This window comes from Gemmatimonadaceae bacterium, assembly GCA_035606695.1.
In the GTDB taxonomy this organism is placed as follows: Bacteria; Gemmatimonadota; Gemmatimonadetes; order Gemmatimonadales; family Gemmatimonadaceae; genus JAQBQB01.
This window is the reverse complement of sequence record DATNEW010000003.1, coordinates 1-21086: the sequence shown is the minus strand read 5'-3', so window position 1 is coordinate 21086 and position 21086 is coordinate 1. Positions and strand designations below refer to the sequence as shown.

General features: G+C 66.4%; 21 protein-coding genes. 9 read left to right on the top strand and 12 right to left on the bottom strand.

The genetic code is table 11. The annotated features are described in order from the left end of the window. The first annotated feature begins 5 nt into the window (after positions 1 to 5). Positions 6 to 2468 (top strand): ADOP family duplicated permease, encoded by a 2463-nt coding sequence (locus tag VN706_01020; GenBank protein HXT14177.1) that lies wholly within the window; start codon positions 6 to 8, stop codon positions 2466 to 2468. A gap of 44 nt (positions 2469 to 2512) precedes the next feature. Here the strand turns inward: VN706_01020 and VN706_01015 are convergent, their stop codons facing one another. The 4 genes from VN706_01015 to VN706_01000 all read right to left on the bottom strand — a co-directional run bounded on the left by VN706_01015 (position 2513) and on the right by VN706_01000 (position 6954). Then, entirely contained in the window at positions 2513 to 3181 is a 669-nt protein-coding gene (locus VN706_01015) for a DUF4382 domain-containing protein (GenBank protein HXT14176.1), read from the bottom strand. Between the two features lie 279 nt (positions 3182 to 3460). Further along, positions 3461 to 6121: an ABC transporter permease gene (locus VN706_01010; protein ID HXT14175.1), complete on the bottom strand. Its 2661-nt coding sequence runs from the start codon at positions 6119 to 6121 to the stop codon at positions 3461 to 3463. 10 nt (positions 6122 to 6131) lie between these two features. Beyond that, positions 6132 to 6464, bottom strand: a complete 333-nt coding sequence (locus VN706_01005) for a PadR family transcriptional regulator (GenBank protein HXT14174.1) — start codon at positions 6462 to 6464, stop codon at positions 6132 to 6134. Between the two features lie 79 nt (positions 6465 to 6543). Then, entirely contained in the window at positions 6544 to 6954 is a 411-nt protein-coding gene (locus VN706_01000; protein HXT14173.1) for a MerR family transcriptional regulator, read from the bottom strand. A 146-nt stretch (positions 6955 to 7100) separates the two neighbouring features. On the opposite strand from VN706_01000, the gene VN706_00995 reads away from it, so the two are divergent. Continuing rightward, the gene (locus VN706_00995) at positions 7101 to 7682 is read left to right on the top strand and encodes a DinB family protein (GenBank protein ID HXT14172.1); all 582 of its coding nucleotides are present in this window, start codon (positions 7101 to 7103) and stop codon (positions 7680 to 7682) included. A gap of 12 nt (positions 7683 to 7694) precedes the next feature. Here VN706_00995 and VN706_00990 read toward each other — a convergent pair whose 3' ends face one another. Continuing rightward, complete coding sequence (locus tag VN706_00990) at positions 7695 to 8627, bottom strand: fumarylacetoacetate hydrolase family protein (GenBank protein ID HXT14171.1); 933 nt, start codon at positions 8625 to 8627, stop codon at positions 7695 to 7697. A gap of 46 nt (positions 8628 to 8673) precedes the next feature. Between VN706_00990 and VN706_00985 the strand changes: the two genes are divergently transcribed. Continuing rightward, a complete protein-coding gene (locus VN706_00985) occupies positions 8674 to 9957 on the top strand; it encodes an MFS transporter (protein ID HXT14170.1) in 1284 nt (427 codons plus the stop codon). 6 nt (positions 9958 to 9963) lie between these two features. On the opposite strand, the gene VN706_00980 is transcribed toward VN706_00985, so the two are convergent. From VN706_00980 to VN706_00970, 3 genes are all read right to left on the bottom strand, one after another. After that, positions 9964 to 10233, bottom strand: a complete 270-nt coding sequence (locus VN706_00980) for a hypothetical protein (protein ID HXT14169.1) — start codon at positions 10231 to 10233, stop codon at positions 9964 to 9966. Positions 10234 to 10334: 101 nt separating this feature from the next. After that, complete coding sequence (locus VN706_00975; protein ID HXT14168.1) at positions 10335 to 10826, bottom strand: polymer-forming cytoskeletal protein; 492 nt, start codon at positions 10824 to 10826, stop codon at positions 10335 to 10337. A gap of 216 nt (positions 10827 to 11042) precedes the next feature. Continuing rightward, a complete protein-coding gene (locus VN706_00970; protein ID HXT14167.1) occupies positions 11043 to 12155 on the bottom strand; it encodes a citrate synthase/methylcitrate synthase in 1113 nt (370 codons plus the stop codon). A 55-nt stretch (positions 12156 to 12210) separates the two neighbouring features. Here VN706_00970 and VN706_00965 point away from each other — a divergent pair, with 55 nt between their 5' ends. Beyond that, positions 12211 to 13422, top strand: coding sequence for a citrate synthase (locus tag VN706_00965; protein HXT14166.1), 1212 nt, complete (start codon positions 12211 to 12213; stop codon positions 13420 to 13422). Here the strand turns inward: VN706_00965 and VN706_00960 are convergent. After that, positions 13398 to 15308, bottom strand: a complete 1911-nt coding sequence (locus VN706_00960) for an ankyrin repeat domain-containing protein (protein ID HXT14165.1) — start codon at positions 15306 to 15308, stop codon at positions 13398 to 13400. The genes VN706_00965 and VN706_00960 overlap by 25 nt on opposite strands. Positions 15309 to 15560: 252 nt before the next feature. On the opposite strand from VN706_00960, the gene VN706_00955 reads away from it, so the two are divergent. Together VN706_00955 and VN706_00950 are read left to right on the top strand one after the other, a co-directional pair. Continuing rightward, a complete protein-coding gene (locus tag VN706_00955; GenBank protein HXT14164.1) occupies positions 15561 to 16181 on the top strand; it encodes a hypothetical protein in 621 nt (206 codons plus the stop codon). Between the two features lie 3 nt (positions 16182 to 16184). After that, entirely contained in the window at positions 16185 to 16667 is a 483-nt protein-coding gene (locus tag VN706_00950; protein ID HXT14163.1) for a hypothetical protein, read from the top strand. Here VN706_00950 and VN706_00945 read toward each other — a convergent pair. The 3 genes from VN706_00945 to VN706_00935 are packed head-to-tail and all read right to left on the bottom strand — an operon-like array spanning position 16636 to position 17920. After that, complete coding sequence (locus VN706_00945) at positions 16636 to 17028, bottom strand: VOC family protein (GenBank protein HXT14162.1); 393 nt, start codon at positions 17026 to 17028, stop codon at positions 16636 to 16638. The genes VN706_00950 and VN706_00945 overlap by 32 nt on opposite strands. A 54-nt stretch (positions 17029 to 17082) precedes the next feature. Beyond that, positions 17083 to 17589 (bottom strand): SRPBCC domain-containing protein, encoded by a 507-nt coding sequence (locus VN706_00940; GenBank protein HXT14161.1) that lies wholly within the window; start codon positions 17587 to 17589, stop codon positions 17083 to 17085. Further along, the gene (locus VN706_00935) at positions 17573 to 17920 is read right to left on the bottom strand and encodes a metalloregulator ArsR/SmtB family transcription factor (GenBank protein HXT14160.1); all 348 of its coding nucleotides are present in this window, start codon (positions 17918 to 17920) and stop codon (positions 17573 to 17575) included. The genes VN706_00940 and VN706_00935 overlap by 17 nt, the downstream gene beginning before the upstream one ends. 338 nt (positions 17921 to 18258) lie before the next feature. Between VN706_00935 and VN706_00930 the strand changes: the two genes are divergently transcribed. The 3 genes from VN706_00930 to VN706_00920 are packed head-to-tail and all read left to right on the top strand — an operon-like array spanning position 18259 to position 21005. After that, positions 18259 to 19122, top strand: a complete 864-nt coding sequence (locus tag VN706_00930) for an ABC transporter substrate-binding protein (protein ID HXT14159.1) — start codon at positions 18259 to 18261, stop codon at positions 19120 to 19122. A 19-nt stretch (positions 19123 to 19141) separates the two neighbouring features. After that, on the top strand, positions 19142 to 20209 hold the full coding sequence (locus tag VN706_00925) for an iron ABC transporter permease (GenBank protein ID HXT14158.1): 1068 nt from the start codon (positions 19142 to 19144) through the stop codon (positions 20207 to 20209). A 31-nt stretch (positions 20210 to 20240) separates the two neighbouring features. Then, positions 20241 to 21005, top strand: coding sequence for an ATP-binding cassette domain-containing protein (locus tag VN706_00920; protein HXT14157.1), 765 nt, complete (start codon positions 20241 to 20243; stop codon positions 21003 to 21005). Positions 21006 to 21086: the final 81 nt, after the last annotated feature.

Below are 21086 nucleotides of genomic sequence, written 5' to 3'. Positions count from 1 at the left end.
CCACGATGAATCTGCCGAGCTGGTTGAAACACGCTCTCAGATCCTTGAAGCGCACGCCGGTCTTCACCACGACGGCGACGTTGACGCTCGTCCTCGGGCTCGGTTCTGTCGCGGCGATGTTCGCCATCGTCTACGGTGTGCTGCTCGCGCCCCTCCCGTTCGGGCACTCCGATCGTCTGGTCAGCGTCGGCATGGATGCGCGATCGCCCGAGCTTCGGCGCATCCAGCAGCCGGCCGGCGCGTACTTCGCGTTCAAGCGATTCTCACGGCGCCTCCAGGACATCGGGTTTTATAGAACTGGAAATGCCAACATCTGGACGCGCGGGAGCGATGACCAGGCGGAGCGCGTCACCGCGACGTGGGTCACGACGTCCACGCTCTCCATGTTGCAGGTGCCCCCGCTTCTCGGCCGCGCCTCGTTCACGGTCGACGAAGATCGTGGGCATGGGCCGGACGCCGCCATCATCAGCGAATCGGTGTGGAGGCAGCGGTTCCACGCAGACCGCGACGTCATCGGGAAGATCCTCTACGCCAATAGTGTCGCGAGGATCATCGTTGGTGTGATGCCGGAGCGCTTCCGGTTTCCGGACGCCGCGACTCGCGTGTGGCTTCCCTCCAAGCTCGATCGGGCCGGCGCCTCGCTCGGCGACTTCAGTTATTCGGCGGTCGGGCGTCTCGTCGACGGCGCGACGACGGCGGTGGCGCAGCGCGATCTCGCGACGGTCCTGCCGCGCGTCGTCGAGCTCTTTCCACTTCTCGAATCGGGAACGCCGACGATCACCTGGCTGGACCAGACGGGCGTCACTCCCGTCGTCACGCCGCTGCGCGACGAGATGACGAGCGGCATCGCGCGCACGCTGTGGATTCTCGCCGCCGCGGCGGGGCTCGTGCTGCTCGTCGCGTGCGCGAACGTCACGAACCTCATGCTCATCCGCGCGGATGGCCGCCAGCTCGAGCTCGCGGTGCGCGAAGCACTCGGCGCAAGCCGGCTGCGGATTCTCACGCACTTCCTCGGTGAAGCGGTCGTGCTGTGTGCGGCGGCGGGCGCGATTGCGGTCGCGGCGGCGTGGGTCGCGGTGAGTGCGCTCGTGTCGTTCGGACCGGCGGACGTTCCCCGGCTGGCCGAGTTGCATGTCGGCAGCGTGACGACTGTGTTCGTCGTCGTGGTGGCGATCGCGAGCGCGTGCTTGTGCAGCATCGTACCGGCGTTTCGCATTCGGCGCGCGAATCTGTCGATCAGTCTGCGCGATGGCGGGCGCAGCGACACCGCAAGCAAAGCGCGACAGCGGCTGCGCATGGGCATCGCCGCCACGCAGATCGCGGTGGCGCTCGTGGTGCTCGCGGGATCGGCGTTGCTCCTGCGCACGTTTCGCCGGCTCTACGACGAGCGTCCGGGCTTCGATACACGAAATGTGATTACCGTCTGGATGCAGCTGCCGTTCGCGCGCTACAGCGACTCGGGCGCGGTCCGGTTTCATGCGCGCCTCACCGCGGCGGTTCGAGACCTTCCCAACGTTCGCGCCGCTGGTCTCACCGAACGATTGCCGCTGGGCGACGGAGAGACGCATCAGCAGTCGTTCCGCATGGAAGAGGAGGGACGGCAGTCCTCGCTTTCGACGAACGCGATCGACGACGGCTATTTCGCGGCGATGAACATTCCGCTGCTCGCCGGCCGAAGCTTTCAGACCTTGAGCGTTCAGCGTGACGGCGAAGCCGTGATCAGCCGGCGCGCCGCGGAAACGCTGTGGCACGATCCGACGGGCCGCGCCGCGGTGGGGAGGCGAATCGTGTCGGTGCCTGCCGGACCCTCGTACACCATCATCGGCGTCGCCGGCGACGTGCGCGATCGTGACCTCGGCGCGCAGCCGTCCGCGACACTCTATGTGCCGCAGGTGGTGCCGTTGGATTCAGTCGAGCCGAGGGCTCGCCGCATGATGGCGCTCGTCGTGAAGACGTCGGGGTCGCCGACGGCGGTGTTGCCGTCGATTAGAAAAATCGTACGCGATCTCGACCCGACGGTGCCGATCTTCAACGTCGAGCTGATGACCGACGTCGTTCGTGCGTCGATGGCGCGACTCTCGTTCGCGCTGACGCTGATGAGCGCGGCGGCCATCATCACGCTGCTGCTCGGAGCCATCGGACTGTATGGCGTGATGGCGTATATGGTCGCGTTGCGCACGCGAGAATTCGGAGTGCGCATCGCGCTGGGTGCCGACCCGCGGCAGTTGGCGCAAACCGTGGCGATGCGCGGACTCGCGCTCGTCGTGATCGGGGCGGGTGCCGGCCTCGTGCTGTTCGCCGTTGTCGCGCCGCTGCTTCGCTCGTTGCTCTACGGCGTCTCGCCCACGGATCCGCTGACGCTTGGCGGCGCGGTGCTGGCGCTCGTCGTCACGGCGTCGATCGCCGCCTGGCTGCCGGCGCGCCGTGCCGCGCGAGTCGATCCCGCGGAAGCGCTGCGCGCCGACTGACCTGTCGCTAGCCGTCGAGCGATTGTCCGACGCGTAATCGGTTGCTACGTTCCCGCGTTCGCTGTCGTCTTATTCGTGATCGTCGCTTTGATCACCGGCTTGAAGAGCAACCCGTTCTGCGCGATGGTATTGCCGCGCTGGACAAAACTGTTGTTGACGTCGAAGTCGACGAGCAGCGTCGTGGTCGCGCCCGAGGCGATGGTCACGGGCTGCGACGGAATGATCTTGAGGCCGGACTGCGCGGCGCCCGGGAACGTCACGTTGGGCGAGCTGCTGTTGGTGAGCTTCGTTCCATTCTTGAGCGTCACGCTCGAGCGCGTTGGGTCGATGACGAGACGGAAGCCGTTATAGGTGCCCGCGGCGAGCGTCGTCTGTCCGAGCGGGGCGATGACGCCGCTTTGAAGCGCGAGCAAGTTGAACGATGCGTTCGGCGCCGCGATGGTCTTCCAACCATTCGAGGACGCACTGTCGCTCGACAGCGCATGATCGGTCGTCGCGGAATCTGCGTCTGACTGACGCGCGTCGACGCGCAGCACGAAGATGTCGACGCTGCGAACGGAGTCGGTGGAGAAGGGCGCGTCAGTGAGATTGACGACGACGGTCCCGGAGCCGCTGGCGGTGTCCGTGGGCGTTCCCGAATCGGAGCACGCCAACGGGATAGTGAATGCCGCTGCCGCGGCGGCCACGCAAAGCGCAACGCGGAACTGTTTCATCGCTCGTCTCCTGCGGATTGATGCGTCTGGTTGATGCGTCGATGTGACGATCGTTGCCAGTGAAGTACGCGAATCTCGTGCGCGTTGATCCCGGAAACAGCGACGGCGGTCACACCCGTGACCGCCGTCACGCGCATGCTGTGATCGCGCGCGCATTGCGTCGTCCCGGCGGCGAATGGCCGCGCTGATCGCTACGGCAGCCGTCGCCAACCGCCACGCCGTCGCGCGCGACCGAACGACGTCGGCGTCAACCCGCATTGCGGCGCGAACCGCCGGAGCTCAGTCCTCCCGCAGCACGGTCGCGGGGTCCACGTGTCCCGACCGAAGCGCCGGAAGCCACGACGCCAGCAACGTCGACGCCAGAATGATCGCCACGGCGGCGCCGAGCGTTGGCGGATCGGTCGGCGCCACGCCGAAGACGAGCTTCGTCATCGCCCGCGCCCCGGCGAGCGACAATGCGCAGCCGGCGATCACACCGAACATCGCAATGCCCATCCCTCGGCGCACGATCAGCCACTGCACCTCGCGCGGATTCGCGCCGAGGGCGATGCGAATGCCCATCTCGCGCGTGCGAGCCCGGGCGAGCTGCGCGATCACGCCATAGACGCCGACCGCGGCGAGCGCGAGTCCGACGATGCCGAACATCGACAGTAGCATCATGAGAAATCTGTCACGCGCCATGGACTCGGCGCGAATGCCGTCCATGGACCGGATGCTCTCGATCGCGAGGAGTCGATCGACGTCGCCGATCGCGTGCCGCATGCCCGGGGCAACGGCTAACGGCTCACCGCGTGTGCGCACCACGAACGCGAGCTGATGCGACGGTTCCTGCGTGATCGGCGCATCCACTTCGATGTCGGTCGGTGTGCCCGGTGTCGCCTGATGTTCGTCGCCGACCACGCCGACGATCGTTCGCCACAGCGACGTCGAATCGGGCGCCTTGTCGAACGTGATTCGCTGGCCGACGGGATCGCTTCCCTTGAAGTACGCGCGCGCGAAGGACTCGTTGATCACGACGTAGAACGGCAGTCCGCGATCCGATGCGGTGAACGTGCGGCCGCGGATCAGCGGGACGCGCATCGTCTTGTAGTAGTCCGCCGACACCTCGCGATGCAGCAGGCTCGCGCCGAAGTGCCCCGCCGACGGTCCCTCGATACTGAACGCACTGCTCCAGCTGGGCCGTGTCAACGGGAGTTGATTCGCGACGCCGACGTCGACGACACCGGGCAGCGCCCGCGCCCGTGTCATGACCTCGTCGGCGAAACGGACGATCTTGGTCTGGCTGTCATAGCGCGCCGGCAATTGCACCGTGGCTTCGAGCACGTTGGCCGACTCGAAGCCGACGTTCACATTCTGAAGATTCTCATAACTGCGAACGAGCAGTGCCGCGCCCGCCGTGAGGGCGAGCGCGATCGCCACTTCGATCGCCGCGAGACGCTCGCCGCCGCGGCGCGCACGAACGCCGCGCGTGCTCGAGCGGCCGCTGCCGCCGGCGCCCGACAGCACGTCGTTCGGCGACCGTCGCGAGGCCCAGATCGCCGGCGCGATGCCAAACAGCAGGCCGGCGCCAAGCGTCACCGCGAGCGCGTACAGCGCGACACGCCAATCGATGCCGACGTTCGCCATCGGCAGCATGCCGTCGCCCCGCGGCGCCAGACGTACGAGCACGCGCGTTCCCCACCACGCGAGGACGAGTCCCAGAACACCACCGGCACACGACAGCACGACGCTTTCGGCGAACGCTTGCCGAACGAGCCGCGAGCGCCCCGCGCCGAGCGCGGCGCGCACCGCCATCTCGCGCTCCCGGTTCGCCGCTCGCACGAGCAGCAGATTGCCGACGTTCACGCACGCGATGAGAAGCAGCAGCGTCACGGCGCCAAGGAGCACGAGCAGCGGAAGCCGCGAGTCGCCGACGAGGAAGCGATGCAGCGGGACGAGCTCCGCGTCCATGATGCGATTCGTCTCCGGATATTCCCGCTTGAGCGCGTCGGCGACGGAGCGAAGCTGGATGCTTGCTTCGTCGGCCGTGACGCCATCGCGCAGCCGTGCGACGACCCGCAAATAGTGCGCACGCCGAAACGAGATGTTCGCGCGTTGTTTCACCGTCCAGCCCAGCGGCAACCAGACGTCGACCTCGGGTCGCGGGAAGGTGAAACCGGGCTTCGCGACGCCGACGATTTCCGCCATCTTCCCGCTGACGGACACGAACGTGCCGACAACGGACGGTTTGCCGCCGAACTGTTCGCGCCATAAGCGATCGCTGATGATCACGACGAACGGATGCCCGCTCCACGTCTCCTCGTCGCGAAATGCACGGCCGAGCTGCATGCCGACGCCAAGCACCGAGAAGAAGTTGCCGGTGACGCCGACGATGGGTGCGAGCCGCGGCGCGCCGTTCACCAGCAACGTGACCGACGCGGGACCGTCGCCGTACGCCATCACGTCGGCGAACGCCGGAACGCGCGCGCGCCAGTCGAGGTAGTTCGCCGGCGCGGCGTCCGCCATGTGCCAGACGAACTCGCGATTGTTCTCGCCAACCATGACGAGACGATCCGGATTCTGGAATGGCAGCGGCCGCAACAGCGCGGCGCTGACGGCGGTGAAGATCGCGGTGTTTGCCCCGACGCCAAGAGCGAGCGTCGCCACGGCGGCGGCGGTGAGCGCCGGGTTCGCCGCGAACATGCGCACACCGTGGCGCATGTCCGCGACGAAGTCGTCCAGCCACCGCGTGCCGCGCGCATCGCGATGCGACTCCTTGAGCTGCTCGCGTCCACCAAACGCGACGAGCGCCGCGCGCCGGGCGTCCGCCGGCGCCATGCCGCGCGTCAAATTCTTCTCGGTCTCGCGCTCGATGTGGTCGCGAATCTCGTCGTCCAGGTCCCGCTCGACGCGGCGGCGGCGGAGCATGGCGGTCAGCGCGTAACGCAGTCGGTCGAGCATTCGAGTATCCTCATGTCGTCCGAAGGACCCATTCGACGGCGGTGACGTACTGCCGCCACGACGCGGTTTCCTCGTTCAGCAGGCGGCGGCCCTTCGCCGTGAGGCGGTAGTACTTCGCGCGCCGGTTGTTCTCGCTGGCCTGCCACTCCGTGGCCACGCAGCCGCGCTGCTCGAGACGTTGCAGGGCGAGATAGAGCGATCCCTGATTGATGCCCAGCACGCCGCGGGACGAGTCTTCAATGCGCTGCCCAATGCCCCAGCCGTGCATCGGCTCGCGGGCGAGCGTTTGCAGGACGAGGAGGTCGAGGGTGCCGCGAAGGACGTCAGGGTGCGAAGCGGGCATGCTCTCCTACTGGATTCCGGCAGGAAGTGCCGCACGATACGTCGGACCGTCCGGCGTGTCAAGCAAACGTGCAGGGACCTTACGGGGTCCGCGGGCCGGCGCCCTCGGCTTCCATGAGACACCGCCCGCACTCCTCGAGCGACGAACATCCACAGGCGCCCTGCTGCCGCAGGAGTTGCTCTCGCTCGGCAATCCGCGCCGAAAGCTCGGCCAACTGCGCGAGCTTTCGCTGCGCGAGCTGCTTCCAACGCTCGGCCGGTGGCGCGTCGTCAGGGAATTCATGAAACAGCGCGCGAATCTCGTCGAGGGAAAATCCCAGCGTGCGCGCTCGCTGAACCACGATCAGGCGCTCGACCGCGGTGTCGTCGTAACGACGCTGACCGCCGACGCGCGCGGGCGGCTCGACGACGCCGATCTCCTCGTAATAGCGAATGGCGGATGGCCTCAAGCCGACACGCCGCCCGACCTGGGAAATGGTCCATTGGGTCACGAGGGAAGTGTAGGGCAGACGGCCCGAGCGGTCGAGGAGCGCGGCGATCGTTCGGGATCGGCGCGCGCCGGAGCTTGCGTTCAAGCCGGCTTGAAGTGCTAAGCTCGCGGGACTCATCGGCGGCTTTCTCACTTCCCGGAGATTCGATGCTCGACGCCCGTCTCTCGCTCGCGATCGCACTCTTATCCCTCAGCGCCGCGACTGGCGCGTCACAGACGAGCCAACCGTCACGCCAAGGCACGATCGCCGAGACCGTGGACTCATGGATCGGAAACACCGAGCAGCACCTCGTACCGCTCGCCGATGCGTTGCCGGCGAGCAAGTACGCATTCGCGCCGCCAAGCCGCTTCGGCGAGTTCGAGGGCGTGCGTTCGTTCGGCGATCAGGTGAAACATCTCGCCGCGAACAACTATCGCGCGGCGGCGCTGATCCTCGGAGAGACGCCGAGCGGCGACATGTCGGACGAACGCGGCCCCGACTCCGTTCGGACCAAGGCACAGATCATGAGATATCTCAAAGGCTCGTTCGCCGCGTTGCATCACGCTGTCGGCTCGATCGAGCCGGCGAACGTGACGGCGCCGGTTGCGACATCCAGCGCCTGGCAACGAAACCGCTTGTCGTTCGCCATCGACGCCATCGCTCACTCATTCGACCATTACGGCCAGATGGTCGAATACGCGCGGATGAACGGAATCATCCCGCCGGATAGTCGGCCCCGGTCGCCGTAATGTGAACGGGACTCAGCCCGCCGCGACGACCGGATTGTCGAGACCCCCGACCCCCTCGATCGCGACTTCCATGACGTCGCCCGCCTGTACGAAAACGGGAGGCTTGCGCCCATACCCGACGCCGGCCGGCGTGCCCGTCGCAATGACGTCGCCCGGCTCGAGCGTGATGCTTCGCGATACGAATTCGATCAGCGCCGGCACGCCGAAGATCATCTGGCTCGTGTTCGAATCCTGCATCAGCGCGCCGTTGACGCGCATCGTCACGCGGAGCGTATGCGGGTCGGGAATCTCATCGGTGGTGGCGATCGTTTGACCCATCGGCGCGAACGTGTCGCACGATTTCCCACGTTGCCACTGCACGTCGCTGAACTGAAAATCGCGTGCGGTCACATCGTTGAACGCGGTGTACCCGAGCACGTGATCGTATGCGCGATCGGCGCTGACGCGCGATGCGCGCCGCCCGATCACCACCGCGAGCTCCGCCTCGTAATCCACCTGCTCGCTGCCCTCGGGAATGACCACCTGTTCTCCCGGTGCGATCACGCAACTCGGGAACTTGGAGAAGATCGTCGGCAGCGTCGGGACGGCAATGCCAAGCTCCGCGGCATGGTCGCGGTAGTTCAGCCCGATGCACACGATCTTGCCCGGCCGCGGAACCGGCGCGAACCAGTAGGCGTCCTCGCTCCGCACGAGCCAACCTTTGTCACCTGCGTCCTCGAGCGCGCGCTCGTCGCGCTCCAGGCGGAGCGCCGTGTCCCGCGCGGTCTGAAACCAGCGCGCGTCCATGTCGAACCACGCGAGCGGATTCGTCGGACGGTCGGCGGGCGCGAACAGTTTCTCGCAATCGAGCCGGTAGCCGTTATCCGCGCCGTTGGTTCGCAGGATGATGCCCATGCGCGGCGACGTCCAGCCTGATTCGGCAGTGGCGAACGAGATGAGTCGCATGGATGAATGATAGCGTGGACTGCTCGCGCGCCGTACGTTCGTCTCCATGACCGAGGCCACCGAGGCAGAACCATCGGCGAGCATCGGCGTGGATCGCGACGATTCGGGAATGGTCGCCTTCTATCGCGCGATGACGATCACCGAACGCCGAACGATGCTGGCGTGTGCCCTGGGCTATGCACTCGACGGTCTCGACTTCACGATCTACACGCTCGTTCTGGGCAGCGTCATCGCACTATGGCATGTCGATCGCGGCGCCGCGGGACTTACCGTCAGCGCGACGCTCCTCTGCTCGGCGGTCGGCGGCTGGGCTGCCGGCCACATTTCGGACCGCATGGGCCGCGTGCGCGCCGTGCAGATCACGGTGCTGTGGTTCACCGTGTTCAGTCTTCTCTCGGCCGTTGCGCAAAGCTTCATGCAGCTCGCGCTCTTCCGCGCGCTGCTCGGCTTTGGGTTTGGCGGCGAGTGGACGGCCGCCGCGGCGCTGATGAGCGAAACGATTCGCCCGCGCTATCGCGGCCGAGCCGTCGGATGCGTTCAATCCGGATGGGCGGTGGGGTGGGGAAGCGCGGTGCTGCTTCAGGCGATCGTCTATTCACTCGTGCCGGAACAGCAGGCGTGGCGGTGGATGTTCGCGCTCGGCTTCGTGCCGGCGCTGTACGTGGTGTTCATCCGGCGCTTCGTCGAGGAGCCGCCTGTCGTCGTGGCCGCGCGCCGGGAATCGATGGCGTCGATCTGGGAGATTTTTTCGCCGAAGCTGCGCAAGACCACGCTGCTCGCCGCGCTCCTCGGCACCGGCGCGCAGGGCGGCTATTACGCGATCAATACGTGGCTGCCGATCTTTCTTCAGACCGAACGGCACCTGACGATCGTCGGCTCGACGAGCTATTTGGGTTTTCTCATCGCCGGTGCGTTCGCCGGGTATCTCACGGGCGCGTGGCTCGCGGATCGCATCGGACGGCGGATGTTGTTCTTGCTCTTTGCCGGCGGTGCGCTCGTCATGACGCTCATCTACACCCGCGCGCCGCTCACGAACAACGTGCTGTGGCTGCTCGGCTTTCCGCTCGGCTTCGTGGTGTCGGGGTATTTCGCCGGCATGGGCGCATTCTTCGCCGAGCTTTTTCCGACCCGCGTGCGCGGCTCGGCGATGGGCTTCGCGTACAACTTTGGCCGCGGCATTGGCGCGACGTTTCCCGCGCTCGTCGGCTACATCTCGGCGACCATGCCGTTGTCGCGCGCGATCGCGATCTTCGCCACGATCGCGTACAGCCTCATGGGTCTCGCCGCGTTTCTGCTTCCTGAAACGCGCGGCAGAAGCTTGGTGTCGTGACCCTCGTCAGAGCGGCGTGGATGACGCGGGCGCCGGCGTCTCCTCCGCGGTGAACACTTCGACGGCGAACGTGAAGCGACGCAGCTCGCCCGACGGAATTGCTCCAACGGCGACGAGCTGGCGAACCAGCTCTTCGCCGCGCTCGTTGCTGACGGTGACCATCACGGCGTACTCCCACCCCTCTCCGGCCGCCGGGCGACGGATCGCGCCTTCCACGCGCAGCGGTGAAAAGCTCGGCTCTGCGTTCGTGCCGTCGGTCGCGGGGTCGAATCGCAAGTGTTTGCGACACGACGGACACACGCTGGCGCTTTGCAGAATCACCGCGCGACAGTGCGGACACGTGCGCGTCGCCCCGACGGGCGGGCGACGAAGTCCACTCACAAGAGTTGGCGCGTGCCGAGCGTCAGCGCGGTCGATGAAGATTCGTCGCCCCATCCGAATTCAGAGCGTCCGCGCATCTTCGAGCCGGCGGCGACGACGAGCGTGCCCGCCTTGAGATCACCATTGAGCACACCGGTCGACTGCAGCTCGACGCGCGCCGCGCTGTCGATGTTCCCTTCGACTTCGCCGGCGATCGAGACCGCATTCGCGCGAATACTGCCGGTGAGCTTGGCGCCCGCTTCGACCGTCAAGTCGCCCTGAATGTTCACGTCGCCTTCGAAGCGCCCGGCGATGCGAACGCTGCCTGCACCTTCAATACGTCCGGTGATAGTGATCTCGGTGCCGAGCACCGAGTCCTTGACCTCACGAATGTCGCGGCCTTCGCGCGCGGCGGGACGTCGCGGCGTCGAGCCGAGATCGGCGGCGAAGCCGAGATCGCTCTTGGCCGTGGCGTCGGGCGCGGGCTCCGACGATTCCTTCTGTGTCACGGTTGCTTCTTTCCATAATGCCATCATTCCATCCTGATCGGGGGCCGCGATGGATAACAGACGGTCCAACGCCTTTCTGTTAGATGCGTCACGTTTCAGACCAGCACCGCCGGGTCCGCACGATTTGCGTGGCTCGCGGAACCGCCGGGGCCGCTACGCAAGCGGTATCGCGATCGCCGTCATCGTCCCAGGGCCGGAAAGTGTCCGGCCTGCGAGCTATCGCACGCGCGAGGTGAGGGGCGTCCACCTCAGGTCGCGCGGCCCGACGTACGCAGAGCTCGGCCGAATGAGACGGTTCGCCGCCCGCTGCTCGAGCGCATGGCCGATCCAGCCGCTCACGCGGCCGATCGCGAACGTCGGCGTAAACAGCGGCACGTCCAGGCCGAGACCGTGCAACAGCAACGCGGTGTAGAACTCGACGTTCGTCTGCAGCCGTCGTCCGGGTTTGTACTCCTCCAGCAGGCGCAGCGCCACGCCCTCGACGTCGCGCGCCAAACGGTACAACGCCATGTCGCCGCCGCGCGTGAAGAGGCGCTCGGCCGCGGTGGCGAGAACGTCGGCGCGCGGATCGCGCACCTTGTACACGCGATGACCGAAGCCCATGAGCCGCTCGCCGCTCTCGATCTTGCGGCGCAGGATCGGCTCGGCGCGTGACGCGTCGCCGATCTCGAACACCATCTCGAGCGCCGGACCGGGTGCGCCGCCGTGCAGCGGTCCTTTCAGGGCGCCGATCGCGCCGACGATCGCCGAGACGAGATCGGAGCCGGTCGAGGTGATCACGCGGCACGTGAACGTCGAGGCATTCAACCCGTGGTCGATGACGGTGTTGAGATAGGTCTCGAGTCCGCGCGTGCGCTCCGCCGCCGGCTCGCGACCGGTCAGCATGTACAAGTAGTTCGCGGCATGCGAGAGATCGGGCCGGGGCGCGATGGGTTCGAGCCCGTCGCGATATCGCCAGAACGTGGCGACGATCGTCGGAATCGCGGCGGCGATCGTGACCGCGTCGTCGGCCGTGAGCGAGATCGTTCCCGCCGCCATACGCAGCGCGTCCATGGCGTCGAGCTTCGCGCGTGCGCAGTCGCGGAGCAGCGACAGGGTGGTCTCGGACAGCGCACGCTTTTCCGCGAGCTCGGCGCGAAATGCATCGAGCTCGAATGACGCGGGAAGGCGGCCGTGCCACAGCAGCCACGTCGTCTCCTCGAATGTCGCGTGCGCGGCCAGCTCGGCGAGCGAATATCCGACGATGATCAGCTCACCACGCTCGCCGTCGACGTGGCTCAGGCGGGTCGACGCGGCGACGACGCCCTCGAGTCCAGTATCGGTGCCCATGGCGAATGGGTAGCGGCCGCTCCATATTCGAGTCAATGTTGATCAATAAATCAATATGAAAGCGCCGGCCGCGTGGCTCTCGGCCGCCGAGGCCGCGCGCCGCCTCGGTGTGAAACGCGCCACATTGTACGCGTACGTGAGCCGCGGGCGGCTTCGGTCCCGGCCACGCGGCGGCGCGACGCGCCAGCGACTCTATGCGCGCGAGGACGTCGAGCGGCTTCGGCGGCGGGCCGAGGAGCGTCGCGATCCGAGCGCCGTCGCCGCGCACGCTCTCGACCTGGGCACCCCCGTGCTCGAGTCGGCCATCACGCTCATCGACGGCGGACGGCTGTACTATCGCGGCCACGACGCGATCGAGCTCTCGCGAAGCCGATCGGTCGGCGCCGTGGCGGCGCTGCTCTGGACCGGCAGCTTCGAGGAGCCAGCCGCCCCCCGCGTGGCCACGGCGCGGCCACCGAACCTACCGCGCGATCTTCCGTTCGTCCTCCGAGCACAAACGCTGCTCGCCGCCGCCGCGGCGCGTGATGCGCGTGCATTCGACTTCCGCCGGGACGCCGTCGTGGAGACCGGATTGACGATTCTCTCATCGATGACTCGCGCCGCGACCCTGGCGCCGGCGCTGAATGCGAGCATCGACGCGGAGCTCGCCGCCGCGTGGCGGTTGAAGCGCGGAGCAGTCGACGTCGTGCGCTCCGCGCTCATTCTGTGCGCCGATCACGAGCTCAACGTTTCGGCATTCACCGCGAGATGTGTCGCATCGGCCGGCGCGAGTGTCTATGCCGCCGTGATCGCCGGCCTCTCGGCGCTCGAGGGAGTTCGGCATGGCGGCATGACCGAGCGCGTCGAGGCGATGCTCGCGTCCATGCGCCATGCCCGCTCGGGACGCTCGGCAGTGGCCGAACGCTTGCGGCAGGGTGAGGAGATTCACGGCTTCGGCCATCCCCTGTACCCGGACGGCGATCCGCGAGCACGCGAATTGTTCGATGTGCTGCGAGCGCGTTATCCCACCTCGCGCGAGCTTGCGTTCGCGCTCGACGTCGCGGACGCGGCGTCGAACACGCTTGGCACGCGTCCCTCACTTGACTTCGGCCTCGCCGCCGTCTCACGCGTGTTGCGCCTGCCGGCGGGCTCGGGCCTCACGTTGTTCGCGATCGGCCGCACGATCGGGTGGATCGGACATGCGATCGAGCAATACACCCTCGGGCAGTTGATTCGACCGCGCGCGCGGTACGTGGGGCCCGGTCACGACGCGGTCGATTCGCGTTGAACGAGCAGCGTCTCGATGTGCGAGTGCCCCTTCTTTCTCGCCCACGCCAGCGGCGTCGCCCACGACGCACCGGCGACCGACGGATCCGCGCCACGCTCGAGCAACAGACCGACAATCTCCCGCTGTCCCGAGCGCGACGCCATGCCGAGCGCCGTGGAGCGATACTCCTCGTCGACGCCGTCGATCGATGCGCCGTGATCGAGCAGCAGCCGCACCTTGGCGCCGTCGCCCCTCGACGCGAAGTGATGCAGCAACGTGGTGCGATGCCAGTTCATGTGGTTCGCATCCATGCCGTGCTCGAGCAGCAGCTTTGCAGTTTCGTAATGCTTGAAGTAGTAATTTGGGCCCCACTTCGACACCGCGGGCACGCGCGCGCCGAAACGAAACAACAGCCGGATCATCTCATGACTCCCCGCGCTCGACGGGCCACAGAGAATACCCTCGGACCAGAACAGGCGATCCTCGAGGGCGAGCTCCGGCCGGCGGCGCAGCATCGTCTCGACGCCCGCGCGGTCATCGTCGCCGATCAGTCGGCCGAGCGTCGCGACGTGATCTGTCTCGTGCCTCCCGCCGTAGCGGCTCAGCAGCTCGAAGAAGCGAGGGTCCTTCCGCGCATGATACATTGGCGTGCCGCTCGACTCGACCATCGCGTTCGGGTTCGCGCCATGCTCGAGTAACAGCCGCGCCATCTCGTACTGCTTGCGATAGACAGCGTCCCACAGCGCGGCACCGCCCGGCGCTCCGACTTCCGGCAACCTTGGATCGGCGCCGTGTTCCAAGAGCAGCTTCACCATCTCGAGATTCTGCGTGCCGGCCGCCGCCGACAACGGCCGGCGATGACAGCTGTCCTCCGCATTCGCGAGCGATGCGTCGCGCGCAAGCGCATTTTTGATGTACTCATCGTCACCGCGCAACGCGGCGAGGAACATCGTGTACCTGGCCCCGCGCGCCAGGAGGAGGTCGGCAATCGCGCGGGCGCGCTCGGGCGGCACCTGCGCACGCCAGTTCGGGCCCATGGCATTGTGAATCGGACGCGCGCCGTCGCTGCGCACGGCGTCGACCCGCGCGCCGGCGTCGAGCAGCGCAATGACGATCTCGAGATGGCCGTTGGACGCCGCCTCGTGCAGCGCGGTGTTTCCAGTCTCATCGCCGTGAACGGCGAGCCGAGGATCACGCGCGAGCTCGGCACGGATACGCGCGAGATCCCCGCCTCTGGCAGCGGCGAGAATGACCGTCGCGTCGAGCGCATCGCCGAATTGCGCCGCGAGCCGCGTGCGGATCAGGGAGGCGATGTCGTGATGCTCGCGATCTTCGGCCATCATCAACAGCGAGTCGCCATACGGGTACGTGCGATAGGCCGGGTCGGCTCCGTGCTCGAGAAAGAACCGCACGAGGTCGAGAAACCCCTCGCGCACCGCGAAGTGAATCGGCGGCGTGTAGTTGTACTCGTGCGTGGCGAGCGCGGGGTGCCGGCTCACGAGGCGCCGCACCGCTTTCATGTCGCCGGCGCGCGCGGCGACGAAGATGCCATACACCTCATCGGATGACGCGACGTCACCGTCGGACAGCGTGATCGACGGCGAAGCGGTCATCTCGATCGGCCGAATGAGCGGCAACGCAGGCCCGCGCGTCGGCGTGGGATTCACACTTTCGGCATGACGCACGAGCTCCGCCCAATTCGGGAAGCCGGCTTCACGCGCGATCACGAATTGCGCGTCGGCGAGAACGGCGCTCTCGTTCGCCGAGGCGAACCGCGGAACGATCGCGCGAAATCGTTCGCGCGCGACGGCGTCGCCCGAACGAAAGGCACGCAGCAGTTCCTTCGCTTGTTTCCGGAGTTGCGCTACCGACGGACGCGCCGGGAGCCGCGAGGCTGGGTCAGACATGTGATCTCCTCTCACGAGCGCCCGTGTCCGCACGCCGGGCAGAAAGAAGATCGGGATGTGGACGTGCGACGATCGATCAGGTGGGCTCGGCCCTTTCCGCGGACGGGATGCGTCCTGAGACGCGCCTTTATTCTATCACAAAGACAAAGCTTCTTCGATAATCACTTGTTGTGTCAACTATTGGCATGTCATCTGCCCGACCGGGGCGCACGCGGCGATGAGCGTCGCAGCCCAACTCTCTGAGGCAGTCTCATGCATCGACAAGTTTTCACCGCGCTCGCCGTGACCGGCGCAGCACTCGCGCTCGCCGCCTGCGGCAGCGACAACAACGCCGTCGCGCCCGTCGCGCCCGGCACCATCCTCGGTAGCACGCCAGGCTGGTTCGACGGCGACGTGGTGACATTCGATTACACGGCGCCGTTTCAGTGTAAGAATCCGCCGTCGGCCGGATCGGTGTCAGGATGCGAGCTGGGCGATACCGCGCAGACGGAGCCCGCCGCGAACACCGCGATTCCGGTTCTCTACGTCATGACGCCGATGGGGTTCAAACCGCCCGACAGCACGCTGCATTGCCCGACGGCGGGGAACTGCGTCACGCATCCGAGCGACGTCGACGTGAGCCGCGTGTTCGGCGCGGGAACGGAGAAGACGCCGCTGCCGCCGCACAGCCACATCATCATCGATCCAATGAATCACCAGCCAACGCCGTGGGTGCTCGAGGTGATCGGGGTGAAGGACGAAGCGACGTGGGACGACATCGTCGCGACGCAGAACCTGGGCGAAGTGCGGCGGCTCCAGCACATCGATCCGGGAAACGTGCATATCACCGACGACATCGAGACGAACATCTTCCTCTTCTTCAAGGTGCGTTGAGCGATGCGTGGAAGATTTCGCGTCTTTGGCTGGTCGGCGTCGGTCGCACCGCTGCTCGCCGTCGCGGGCGGCGGTGCGATCGTGCTCGGCGCGTGGTTGCCGTGGATGTCGTACTTCGCCGGGCTCGTCCCGCTGCGCGGCGTGATCGGCATCAACGGGCGGCTGTTGCTTGGGGCCGGTACGATCACACTGTTGCTGGCGGTGGTGATGGCGTTGAGCGCCAAACCTCGCGTGCGTGCATTCGCGCGGCGTTCGACCGGCGTGCTCGGGGTCGGCGTCGCCGTCGCGGCGGTGTGGCTGCTCATCGGCGTCCGAGAATTGACGCGCGTGCACACCTCGAACGCGATGCTTGCGCCGCGCGCCGGGATCGGTCTCGCCGTGGTATTCGCCGGCGGGGTCGTTCTCGCGTTCGCGGCGCTCGTTCCGGATCGGCGCGCAATGCGCGGCCTCACGACTACCAGCGGGCCAGTTGGACGAGCTGAATGACGTTGCCGCACGTGTCGTTCAGCTGGGCGATGGTGGAGCCGGTCGTTTCCGTTGGCGGCATGATGAACTCGCCGCCCGCCTTCTTGATGCGCTCGTAATCGGCTTTGATGTCGTCGGTGAAGAAGAGCGCCGCGGGCTGATGCTGTTGAAACAGTGCCTGCTGATAGGTCTTCGCGGCCGGGTTGTCGTTGAGCGCCAACTGTAACTCGGTGCCGTTCGGCTCATCCGGCGACACGACCGTCAGCCAGCGGTATGGGCCGTTCGAGAAGTCGGCTTTCTTCGCGAAGCCCAGCACGTCGGTATAGAAGTGCAGCGCCTTGTCCAGGTTGTCGACGTGAACGCTCGTCAGCTTGATCTTCATGGGATGATCCTCAGCGGTGTCGGTTCGAGTGTGTGTGCGTGCGTGTGCGGACGATCAGCTGGCGTGCGCGAGATACTCGTCCAGGCGCGCGTAGTCGGGTTCTGTGCCGATCTTCGCGTAAGGGAGACCCTGGTCGCGAGCTTCCTTGCTCGCGAAGAGAATCGCGAGCGTCACGGTCGTGCGGCCGTTATGCTCGATGAACGTCGTGGTGCTCGGTTGCTCGACGTCGTTTTTTATCGTGACGGAGACGAGGCGATTGGGTGGATCGACGTCGCGATACGTGCCGCTCACCTCGAACTCGCGGCCGTGCGCGTTTCGCCAGACGTAGCGCCACGCGCCGCCGGCACGCAGGTCGATCTCGCACACGGGCATGGTGAATCCGGCTGGGCCGGTGTGCCAGTTGGGGACGTGCTTCGGGTCGGTGAATACCGACCAGACGAGTGAGCGAGGCGCATCGAACGTGCGCGTGATCACGAGCTCGTGGTCGCTGGGCGTCGCGTAGGTGGTTTCGTGGCGCGCCGGCGTGGAGGCCACGGCGCGAGCTTCACTTCGAGGCGTCATCGTCCGTCTCCTCCATCAGATGCGTGAGGTATTCGTCGAGCCGCTCGTAGCTCGCGTCCCAGAAGAGGCGGTAGTTGTCCGCCCATTCGGCCACCTTCTTGATCGGGGCGGCGCGCAGGCGTCGTGGCCGCCGTTGTCCGTCGCGGCCGCGGGCAACGAGGCCGGCCCGTTCGAGCACCTTGAGGTGCTTCGAGACCGCGGGGCCGCTCATGGAGAATGGTCGCGCGAGCTCGCCGGCCGTGCATTCGCCTTCGGCGAGTCGCGCGAGGATGGCGCGCCGCGTGGGGTCGGCGAGGGCGGAGAAGGCGAGTGAGAGAGAATCGAGGGACATATATAACCAAAAGGTTATCTAACTGAGTGGTTATATAAGGCGATGAGCGCGGGGTGTCAAGCACCCGTTCGTTACGCGAGCGGAGGGCGCGCGACGCCTTCTTTTTTGTCATCCCGAGCGCAGGCGCTCCTCTGCTGTCATCCCGAGCGCAGGCGCGCAGCGCCGGAGTCGAGGGACCCCCGTCCCGACGGAGGAGTCCTATGCAGCACTCCGCCGAGCAAGGGGTCCTTCGCTACGCTCAGGATGACATGGTGCTCGCTGACGCTCGCTCGGAATGACAGGTACATTTGAGGCTCTGCCCGCAACCCCGCAGCCCCGCCCTTCGCAGCCCGTGACCGATGAACCTTCGCCGACGCATCATCGCTGGACTCACTGCGCTCAGCGCATTCAGCGCGGCATGCGCCGCCCATGACGCCGGCCAGGGGGCGCGTGTCGTTTGCGTCTCGAAGCAGATCAACGAATTCTTATACGACATCCACGCCGAGTCGGTGCTGGTCGCGCGCGACCTGACGTCGGTCTATCCGCCGCAAATCACGAAGCTCACCTCGGTCGGCTATCATCGCGCGCTGAGTGCCGAAGGCATCCTGTCGATGCACCCGACCATGCTCCTCACCGACGGCAATCTCGGTCCCGCGGCGGTCGTCACGCAGGTCAAGCAGGTCGGCATTCCCGTCGTCACGATGGCGCCCGGAAATACACCGGACAGCTCGCAGCTCCTCATGAAGCAGCTCGGCCAACTATTCCACCACGAAAAGCAGGCGGACAGCGTCATTGCGCAATGGAACGCGGACATGAAGAGCGCGCTCGCCGACACGGTGAAATGGGCAGGCGCGAAACCGCCGCGCGTGATGATCATGCACATGGGGCAGATCGCGAACAACTATCTCGCGATCAAGCGCGGATCGCCCGGCGATCAGATCATTCGCTGGGCCGGTGGCGTCAACGCGATCGATTCCGTCGGCGGCATGATGCGCCTCACTCCGGAGCTCATCGCGAAGGCGGCGCCCGACATCATCATCGCCACCGACGTCGGCTTCGACCGGCTCGGCAGCGCCGAGAAGTTTGCCGAGATGCCGGGCGTCGCCGAGACGCCGGCCGGCAAGGCGAAGCGCATCTACCGCGTCGACGAGACCGAGATCATGTATTTCGGACCGCGCACGGCGGCGAGTCTCAGAAAGATCGCGGGATGGCTGCATCAGTAACGCCAGTGGCGGTCGCGCGGTGACGTCGTCTCGAGATTCGTTCGCGGGCACGTACATCGTGCTCGCGATCCTGCTGGCGATCGCGGTCTGCGCATCGGCGGGGATCGGCGCGTTCTCATTCACGCCGGGCCAGATGGCGCGCTTCATGGGGGAGGCGTTGCGCCTGCGCGAGGCCGGCACCACGGACACGCTCGCGCGCAACGTCTTTCTGCAGCTGCGGCTTCCACGCGTCCTCCTCGCCGGGCTGACCGGTGCGGTGCTCGGCGTTTCTGGAACTCTCATGCAAGGACTGTTTCGGAATCCGATCGTCGAGCCGGGGCTCGCGGGCACGTCGGCCGGCGCGGCATTCGGCGCGGCGCTCGTGTTCGTGCTCGGCAGCGGCACCATGCTCGCCTTCACGACCATCCTCGGCGCCTTCGCCGTGCCGCTCCTGGCATTCGTCGGTGCGTTCGCGGCGACGATGCTCGTGTACCGCGTTGCCTCGTCGTTCCGAAAGGTCAACATCTTCACGTTGCTGCTGGCGGGAATCGCGGTGAACGCCGCGTGCGGTGCAGGGACGGGGTTCCTGTCGTACATCGCGCGCGATCCGCAAGCGCGCAACATCACGTTCTGGAACCTCGGCACGTTCACCACCGCGGATTGGCGCGGCACCACCATTGTGCTCGTGTGCTTCGTGGTGTGTTTCGTCTGGACGCTGCGCGCCGGAAAGGCACTCAACGCATTGATGCTGGGTGAGGACGAAGCGGCGCTCCTCGGAATCGATCCCCAGCGATTGATCGGACGTCTGCTCTTCGTGAATACGGTCATGGTGGCCGCGGCCACGGCGATGGTGGGCGTCATCGCGTTCGTGGGACTCGTGGTGCCGCACGTGCTTCGCATGCGGCGATCCTCGGATTACACGTTTTTGCTGCCGGCATCGGCGCTGCTCGGCGCGCTGTCGATGGAAACGATCGACATCATCGCGCGCGTGATCATCGCGCCCGCCGAGTTGCCGGTGGGCATCATCACGGCGGTGGTGGGAGCGCCGGTGTTCCTGTGGATTCTGCTGCGCGACAGCCGTCCGGGAGCGGCAGGTTTTCGTGGTTGAGCTTCGGAACGTCAGCTATGCGGTAGGCGGCATGCGCATTCTCAACGATGCGAGCGCCTGCTTTCGGAGCGCCAGGTTCAACGTGATTCTTGGCCCGAATGGCGCGGGAAAGTCGACGCTGCTGCGCATCGCGACCGGACTGTTGCATCCGACGAGCGGCAGCGTGCTGTATGACGATCGTCCGATCGACTCGTTCGACACGATGGAGTTGGCGCGCGTGCGCGCGGTGCTGTCACAGCATGTCGAGCTGGCATTTCCAATGCGCGCGGCGGACGTGGTGATGATGGGCCGCTATCCACATTACGATCGCGTGGCGACGGTCCATGACCGTGACGTCGTTGCACGCGCGATCGAGCTGGTGGGAATGACGGACAAGCGCGATCAATCGTATCCGACGCTCTCAGGCGGCGAGCAGCAGAAGATTCAACTCGCTCGCGTGCTCGCGCAGATCTGGAGCGACGACGCACCGGGCGACGCAACGCGGGGCGGCGGCCGGCCAGGACGATTCTTGTTTCTCGACGAGCCGACGACGAGCCTCGACGTTCATTATCAGATTCATCTGCTCGACGTCGCGCGCTCGTTGCTCGATTCCGGGTGCACGGTGATCGCGATCCTGCACGACTTCAATGTCGCGCTCGAGTACGGCGATCACTTCGTGTTGCTCGATCGCGGCAGTGTGGCGTTGGAGACCGATGATGCCGCGTCGCTCCCGCAGGAAGAGCTCGAGCGCATTTTCCGCGTGCGGGCCCGGCGCATCGACGACGGAGGCCGCGGCTTCTGGCGCTTCTCATTGTGAGGACTGTCGTCGGCTCGTTGGGAATGTGTTGTCCTCGGGCGTACGTTCAACGTGTGAGAACCGAGCCATGACAAAGAAGCG